Raw genomic sequence first — 8,565 nt, forward strand, 5'->3', positions numbered from 1 at the left:
GGCACGTTCCCGGACTTCAGCAGAAAATTTGTTCGACTTGTTCATGGCTCCATTTTCTCAAGAGTTGGAGCCTCCACCAAATCCGGGGCGGTTCACTACCCACAATCTGGACTTCTTAAAGTATCTGAAAAAAATTTCACTGCCCGCCGAGAAGAACCACGGTGGAAACCAGCATTTCATCATTGAGAGAAATGGTGGTTCAAGCAAGATTTCCTTGATGCCCTCGTATCTGCGGGACTACATCACTGAATTTAACTACTTGTTCCACCAGATTTACAAATGCAGGAATCAGGATGCGGCTCAAGGTGGACATGAGCCGTTCTACGGCTTTGGGAACAACCTTCGCAAGTTCCTAGAAGCGTTTTTGTTCTTCAAGTTCCCGCATCACGACGACAAGAATGATGCTTTTGAACGCATCAAAAAATTCTTTGGCGAAGAGGATGCGACAGCAATCGCACTGGTGAACCGGCTCAACAACGAGTTCTCACACCTTGAGTCAATCCCAGATCGAGGATTCAGGCCAGTAGAAATTCCAGAGATTGCAAAGGTGGCTAACTTCGTCCTAGATAGGATCTACGCAACTGATCCTGACCAATACAATGCTTTGCTGAAAAGCATTGGTGAGCCCGCAAGGGTGCAATGAAATAAGGGACCATCGGCCCCTTCTCTTATTCTGCTGCATTGGGTAACTGACGTGACACAGCGCCGGGCCGCAGCCGCAAGCTGTTCAACAACGTATCCCACGTCAGCAAGGCGCCCGTCTCGTCGACTAGCGATGTTGCATGTTCCGGCGTTAGATCAGGGCTGCTTGCGCCGAGCAATAGCTGAATCGCAGTGTGCGGTTTCGCCAGCGTACTCTTGTCGCCCGGTGCAAGAAGATAGAACCGATACGATGTGAGAGCACCTTCTTTCAATTCGAACAGCACCTCTTCGGCATCCATCCTTGCAATCGTGCGCTTGCCTTGACGCAAAATTCGATAGTGGGCAGGCAGCCGATCCATCTGAGCGCGTAACCGAGGCAGTGTCTTCGTCAGCGGCGTTTTCTCATCCGCGTCCACGGCGTCACGCATCTGGATAACAAGTAGCGCGGGTCGGCCCGGCATCAACGCGAACGACTGGCTGACTTCTTCGGTGTAGGTCGATGAACCCGTGACGATGCCACCGTCGAAGCAGAATCCCGACTCTGTGGGTACGGACCAGTTATCGCGAGCTTTGATGCGACGGTAGGTGTCGTTATAGATGTCTTCAACTCTACCAATCGCTGACGAACCAATTCCACCCGTTGTATGAACAAGTGTGCCATTGTCGTAGATGTATCCCTCCGTTTCAAATGGTAGCGTAACCCCATCCGTCGCGGCATCCTGGTAGACAAACACCCTGGAATCCTTGACTGGAGAAAATGCTTTCTCCAGCCACGAATGACCTGTTTCTTTATTTCTGTTCCCTGGGTCTACGCGTCGCTTTGCACGTAATTCACTTTCCCGCGCTTCCGTCGTAGCTTGGTATGTTTCCAGCGATATGTTGTACTGCGTGCTTAACTTCTCCCCCCGATACTCATAGCGTTGGTCTGAAATCTCACTCGCCGCTGGCCGGTCGAACACGAAGCGACCAATGCACCACGGACGTGGCTCGGCCAGCAAGGGATTATTCGTTGTCGGTTCTCCAGAAAAGACAAGCGAACAGGCGCACATGCCTAGCACGACCAACAGAAATCTTCTTACCTGCCGCAGCACGGCGGCGCCGGTGCATCTTGCGCAATCTGTACGACGTTGTGGAGCTATTGGTTTCATCACCTGATTTTACGTATGACGACGCGGCAAAAGCAATTGGATGCTTGTCATTAATCGGAAGGGTGAAAATTGATTCCATGCAATGTGGATATTTTTCGGATGCCTTCTCGCGAAGCGCATCCGTGCAGATGAGCGCTATGTGCGTTAAGGCATCGAAGACTCGGCGGAGCACTAGCGCCACTTCACCTGCTTTGAGTGAATTCCTAGTCCACCGCCAAATCGTACAGACTTATCCGATACATTTCCAAACTCGCTCAGCACCAAAATCTCGATCCAGCATAACCCCCGCAACCTTGACCAATCTTTACCAAAACAACCTTAGGAACCCTCTAGAATCCCCCGCTCAATCATCAACCGCGTGGGAGTAATTTTCGCGCGAGTGGGAGCGGCGGAATGGGCAGCAATCAGGATCAGGCAAGAAAACGCTTCGAACAAAGCGGCAGTGAGGCGTACTCCGTCAACCCGGAAATGTCCGTGCAGTTAACGCAATCGGACCACAACCAACCCATCACGCTTTTCACCGATCGAACGTCGGTCGGCCCGGCCGTCCGCTGTTTCCTTTCCCCATTCGATGCAATGCTCGACGGCCTCGGCCTGGTTCCTCAGGAACTGTCAGTGCATTTCGAAATCAGGCCAGTGAGGAACGTCCCGCCGGAAGCCTTTCTCTCCAGTTCTGGATTCCAGCGTCCCTTGTCATTTCACTTAGCCTGGTTAGCGCACGACTATCGGCTCGTCACACGGGAAAACGGCTGCCTGACACGTATGATCTCGGCGCAAGGCATGCGGGAGCGTGTCGATGGTGATCAGCAATCGCTCCACATCGACTCCGATGTATGGACGATCATCGACGCGCTACATCAGGAGGCCGGCCTGTTTGCCTGGCGTGAAACGCAGAAAGCGGTGCGGCAATGGATTAATGCGCCGGCTTCCGCGCGAGACTCACTGGAGCGAGCGTTCAGCTTGCGCGATAACCCGCCGTTGATTCAACTCGCCCCCAACGACGCGAAGCAATTAGCCTTGTACGACCCGGAAGCTGCGCGTTGGCATTTCGTGCAGCGTCAGATGTTTGCCTGAGCGACCCACGCAATCTCATTCGTTTTCATCGATAGCGGGGGAAACCTGTGTCTACCAACCAAACCTTAAAAAGCTTTGCCACAGGCGCGGTCGATTGGAACAACCGTCCTGTCGGGTTGAACTTCGGACAAGCTCAACGCACCGTCGGTCACCTGCTAGCCCTCCATCACGCCACCCTGCACGAAAGCCTGATGAGCGGCATCAGCGGCCATCTCACGTGCGTATCGGCCCACGACAATCTCTCTCCCACGCTATTCATCGGCCGGCCCGTCTCCGTGCGCATCGTGACCGATCGTGGCCAATTGCACACGATCAACGCGATCATCAAGCAGGTGCAGACAGGACAGAGCGATGGCGATCTCACCGTCTATCAACTAACGGTTTGCGACGCGTTGTCGCTAATGGAAAAGCGCACCAACTCGCGGCTATTCCGCGGCAAAACCGTTATCGACATTCTCTTTATCCTGCTGAGCGAATGGCGGCAACGTAGTCCAACACTGGCTCGCGCATTCGAGTTCGATCTGTCGAAGCTCAACGCAAACCGATACCCCGCGCGCGAAATCACGCGGCAGGCAAACGAGCCGGACGCAGCGTTTATCCGTCGACTATTGCGCCGCGAAGGCATCACGGTATTCGTAAAGACAGGCCTCGCGAAGCAAAGCAGCATCACCGACGACGCCCCCGTGCACACACTGGTGTTCTGCGACAACCCAATGCGACTGAAGCAGGCCGCAGCCGGCAAGGTTCGCTTGCATCCACGCGACGCCGGCACCGAACAGCGCGACACGGTCACGCTCTTCGCGCTCCACCAACGTTTGATCCCGGGCAAAACGAGCCGTCCGTCATGGGACTACAAGAAGGCCCGCGTCGACGAATCGGTTGCGATAGCCAAAGTCGACCAGGGCGAATCGGGCGACGACCTCGCCGCGTTGCTCACCGATGTCGAGATCGAGATTCCTCACGTCGGCGACTCCTGGAAAGATCACGACCGTATCACGCGCGACCGGATGCTCGCGCATGAGTTCGAGGCCGAACAGTACGACGGAGTCAGCGGCGTTCGCGATCTCGCGGTCGGCTACTGGTTCACGCTGACGGGCGACCCCGCACTCGATATGCAGCCTGCGGAGAAGCGGCAGTTCGTGGTGACGTCGCTCACGCACGACATCTGGAACAACTTGCCGAAGGGGCTGACAGAGCGGGCACAGGCGCTATTCCAGGCGAGCCATCATCTTGTACTGCCGACATCCGCGCCGGTACTGGCGTTGTCGCGCGAGCCGGACACGCGTTACAAAAACATCTTCACCTGCGTGCGACGCGGCGTGCCGCTCACGCCTGCGTACGATCCCACGGTCGATCTACCGCCGACGCATCTGCTGACGGGCGTCGTGGTTGCACAAGAGGGCGACGAGGTGACCTGCGATGAGCTCGGCCGTATCTTCGTGCAGATTCAAGGTCTGGATCCCACCGATCACGCTCACGCACAGGGCGTCGGCACAAAAGGCTATCCCGGCGACAGCGCACCGTTGCGCGTCGCCTCGGGTCTGGCCGGCGAGAGTTTCGGACATACGTTCATCCCCCGCGCAGGAATGGAAGTGCTGTTGGGCAGCATCGGCGGAGACCCGGACCGTCTGGTGATCCTGGGCGTGCTGGCGAACGGCAGGAACACGCCGACCCGATTCAGCCATACCGGCGCGTTGCCAGGAAACCGTTATTTGTCCGGAGTCAAAACCCAGGAAATCAAGGGAAGCCGTTACGGCGGGCAACTGAGGTTCGACGACACGCCGCAGCAAATCAGCGTGCAATTGGCGAGTCAGCACGGGGATTCGCAACTGAACCTGGGGTATCTGACCCATCCGCGAGACAACGGCTATGGACAGCATCGCGGTGAAGGCGCGGAGCTGCGCACGGACGCGGCGGCCGCATTGCGGGCGGCGCAGGGCATTCTGCTGACGACCTATGCGCGCACACAGGCGAGCGGTGGTCAGCTCGATCGTGACGAGTTGCTTCAACTGCTCGGTGAATGCTCGGATTTGTTCAAGTCGTTGGGCGATTACGCGGGTCAACACGGCGGGCAGTCGCCGGATGCATCAGGACAGCATGCCGTCGCGTCGACTTTCGAGGATTGGGCGGTCGGTGCGGATGAAGGGAAGCCTGAAAGTATGTCCCGCTTTCAAGGTCTGATGGCGTTCGGCGCGCAAGCCGGTTCAGTGAACCTCACGCCGAAAACGCACGTGACCTACGCGGGCGAGAACATCGATCAGGTCGCGCAGCAAAACTTGCAACTGGCGAGTGGGCAGCGTTTGCTGGCGTCGGCCGGGCAGGGTGTCCACGTGTTTGGTCGCGGCGAGGGCGTGCGTGCGATCGCCGGCAATGGCCCGGTCGTCGTGCAGGCACAGCAGGACACGGTGACGGTGACCGGGCAGAAGGCGGTCCACGTTAGTTCAGTGGGCGATGAAGTGATCGTCTCCGGAAAAACCATTCGACTCGTAGCGGAAGACGGCAGCTATCTGCAGATCGGCGGCGGCGTTCGCGTGGGCTCCAATGGATCTTTTGTCGCTCATACGGCCGGCCACGATTTCCTCGACCCCGATACCGATCACGTGGACCCGCCCGCATTCGCCGAGGCCGGTGCAGACCAGAAATTCCGCTTGCGTTACTCAGGCACCGACGCCGGATCGGGCGGATCGAGCGATGGCAAAAGCGGAAGCGCCACGGCGCACCCGGTGCCGAATCGTCCATACGAAATCACGCTGCGCGATGGTCAGAAAATCACCGGTACATCCGACAGTGAAGGGCTGACGGATCTGCTGGCCCGCGACGCCATGCATATCGCTCACATTCAGGTATTCGACGCGAAAGAGTAATCCAATGAGCACTTCCCAAATCGGACGCGACCGCGTGGTTGGCGAACGTAAAGCGCTGCTGTACCCGAACCGGCCGGCCCATGCATACGCTAACGTCGACGTGGAAAACCGCTACCCATGCACGACGATTCTCATCCATGGCGTGAACGACCTGGGCACCGACTTTGGCACGGTGGAGAGTGGTTTGTGCGAAGGCCTGAACGATCGCCTTGGTCGCTCGGATTTGAAGGGCGGTGAGTACACGCATGGGCGGATGGCGAATGACCCGAGCAAAGTGACCGTCGCCGATCTGATGAAGAACCTCGACGATGTGATCTATCGGCGGCAGGAACCGCCGGGGACGAAGAGTGTGGTGATTCCGTTTTATTGGGGATTTAAGGCGAGCGCCAGTGATCTGGCTAAAGAACCGGAGAAGCAGACCAAGAACGGCCAGTACATCGATAAGTTCGGCAACCGCCTCGACAGTCATCGCGCGAAGGGCGGCGGCATGTTTGCCAATGCGACGACGAACATCCCCGATATGTTCGATTCGCACTTTCAGGGAGGTGCGAAGACATGGAGTCTGGACACCTTGCAGGGGGACTTGACGCATCCACTGCGCGAAGCGCCGAACCGGCACTACATGGTGCTGGCCGCGAAACGGCTGGCGGCGTTGGTGCGGCAGATCCGGTTAATCGACAGCAACGAGACGGTGAACATCATCGCGCACAGTCAGGGCACGTTGATTACGTTGCTGGCGCAAGCGTTTCTGATGGAAGGCTCCGGGCCAGCGTGGCGGCCCGCCGACACCTTGATCCTGATCGATTCGCCGTACTCGCTCAACGAATCTCGCACCGATCAATTCCTGCAGCGTAGCGACGAACAACAGACCGTCTATGCACGTGCAAAGACGCTGGCGAACCTCACCGCGCTGGTTGCGAACCACAGGCACGCTCAGCCACCGCTCGAACGGCTGAAGGTGGTCAAGGGTGGTGTCGACAACTATGGCGTCACGGGGCCCGCCTGGGATCCGCATCAGGCGACTCGACTGGCGGGACCGGGACACGCATGCAAAGTATTCGCCGAGCGGGACAACCGCGGCAAGGTCTACCTGTACTTCTGTCCTGAAGACGCGACCGTCGGTCTTAGGGGCGTGGCGGGGATAGGCTGTATCGGGCTGCCCGACGCACTTCAGATCTGCGCGGCGCAGTCTGGCGCAAAAAAAGAGAGCGTCACGCTGCTATCGGGGGCGTTGTTGCAACGGGTCTTTACGCGCCGCGTGCGGCAAGGCAAGCCTGTGCAAGTGGGAACGCCGCCTGGACCGCACAACATGCGTCTTGACGGTGAGACTTCGCACGGTACGAGCGGCGGGGTAGCGCGCGTGAAGCAGGCACAGATCACGGAGAACACGATACGCACCATCAATGGGGAGGCACTTTCGCCGCCGTTCGATCCGGAGATGGAGGCGAATGCGTTGCCGGGCAGCGGGGATGCACCGCTCGACGCCGTTTCCTCAAACGAGCGACGTGCCGGAAAGCAGTCGATCGATCAGGTCGAGGCCGAGACGGCGCTCAGCGTGTCGGAGCTTGAGCTTCTGCCGCCTCAATTGATGCCGTGGCCGGGATTGAATTCTGGCAAGCCACCGGCGACTACCGAAGTCGCGAGCGTGCTGAACGAGGGCAAGCAACCCGACGACCAGTGCAAGGTGTACCGGGCGTTTCCGCCGACCGTTGGGGAATCGGATGTGCCGGTTGTAGCGGGGCAGATCGTGGTGATCCGGTATGAGACGCCAAACGAGGCGAAGGTGAGGCTGATGAACAACTATCGGGTGGAGGATTCGTACCACTCCGCAGTGATGAGCGGGCGGCGCAATCATCGCTGTGCAACGGCGTTTGATGTGTCGGTTGGGCAGGGGCGGGTGATGGATGATCCGGAGTGGAGAAAGGTGTTGAGGGCAATTGCGGATTGGCGGATGGCTTTGAAGGGAGTGCGGGACATAAGCGCACGATACGATCGACTCGACCCATCGACACGGGAAATTTTTCAGGCGAACAGCGAGTACTACATGGATGGCAAGTTTCCGTCGGAAACCCTCGTGCCGAGAAATCCGCCATCCGCGGTAGTGAGCGAGATCATTAGGATGCGTAGTGACGAGGCCAAGAAGGAAATACCGGGCCATGTACTCAAGAAGATTCGGCTGTTGTGATTTCCCATGACAACGCCTCTAACTCCACCAGCAAGCCGTTGGCTCTTCCTGTTCCCATCCGGCCTGGCGATTCTGACGTTGGCATGGATCGGGGTGCTGAAGCTATCAATGATTAACGGTTACTTACCCCTGGAAGACACCTCGATGATTCGACGACTCCTCCTTCTGACTCTTCCACCAGTATTGCTGGCGGGTGGGTTGTATGCTGGGTACTCTGCTTGGGCTCGCAAGGACGTGCGGCAGGTTGATCCAGTGGCAGTGCGGACCACAACTGTACGGGCAGAAGCAGTCGCAGTCTCTTCCCCACGCGATCCACATTTCACGCTCGAGATACGTCGCTTCGGCGTGACGGTCGACAGATTCCGACAGCGCGCGATGCTAATGCGCCTCGACGAGGCTGGCGCTTCTGGCACGCTCCTGTTACAGGAGCCAAAAGAATATCCCTACACTGGCGCCGATCGCGCGTTTGTAGCAGGGCAACGCGAAAACAATGTATTCGGATATACGTTGCGCCGCTGGGTCGACTTCTGGCCGATTCCCGTGATCGTAGCGGGGCCGGACCTATCCGTGATTTTGTGGGCGAGGCATATCATGAAGGATGAATATCATGGATATGCCGATCATGAAAAAGAAACGTACTGTGGCCTCTCAG

At 57.8% G+C, this 8,565-nt stretch carries 6 protein-coding genes; 5 read left to right on the forward strand and 1 reads right to left on the reverse strand.

The window, feature by feature from the left end:
- On the forward strand, nucleotides 1–643 hold a 643-nt coding region (locus BX591_RS35395), incomplete at its 5' end, for an AAA family ATPase (protein WP_146749861.1).
- Nucleotides 644–668: 25 nt separating this feature from the next.
- On the opposite strand, the gene BX591_RS36730 is transcribed toward BX591_RS35395, so the two are convergent.
- Nucleotides 669–1,733, reverse strand: coding sequence for a T6SS immunity protein Tli4 family protein (locus BX591_RS36730; RefSeq protein ID WP_338068915.1), 1,065 nt, complete (start codon nucleotides 1,731–1,733; stop codon nucleotides 669–671).
- A gap of 450 nt (nucleotides 1,734–2,183) precedes the next feature.
- Here BX591_RS36730 and BX591_RS35405 point away from each other — a divergent pair, with 450 nt between their 5' ends.
- The 4 genes from BX591_RS35405 to BX591_RS36290 form a co-directional block, all read left to right on the forward strand.
- Entirely contained in the window at nucleotides 2,184–2,864 is a 681-nt protein-coding gene (locus BX591_RS35405; RefSeq protein ID WP_111935946.1) for a hypothetical protein, read from the forward strand.
- A 47-nt stretch (nucleotides 2,865–2,911) separates the two neighbouring features.
- Complete coding sequence (locus BX591_RS35410; RefSeq protein ID WP_111935947.1) at nucleotides 2,912–5,728, forward strand: type VI secretion system Vgr family protein; 2,817 nt, start codon at nucleotides 2,912–2,914, stop codon at nucleotides 5,726–5,728.
- A 4-nt stretch (nucleotides 5,729–5,732) separates the two neighbouring features.
- Nucleotides 5,733–7,913 carry a T6SS effector phospholipase Tle3 domain-containing protein gene (locus BX591_RS35415; protein ID WP_111935948.1) on the forward strand — a complete coding sequence of 727 codons (2,181 nt, stop codon included), beginning with the start codon at nucleotides 5,733–5,735 and terminating at the stop codon, nucleotides 7,911–7,913.
- Nucleotides 7,914–7,919: 6 nt separating this feature from the next.
- Nucleotides 7,920–8,565, forward strand: a 646-nt coding sequence (locus BX591_RS36290) for a type VI lipase adapter Tla3 domain-containing protein (protein WP_338068916.1), incomplete at its 3' end; no start/stop codon positions are given.

Source organism: Paraburkholderia bryophila, from assembly GCF_003269035.1.
Classification (GTDB): domain Bacteria; phylum Pseudomonadota; class Gammaproteobacteria; order Burkholderiales; family Burkholderiaceae; genus Paraburkholderia; species Paraburkholderia bryophila.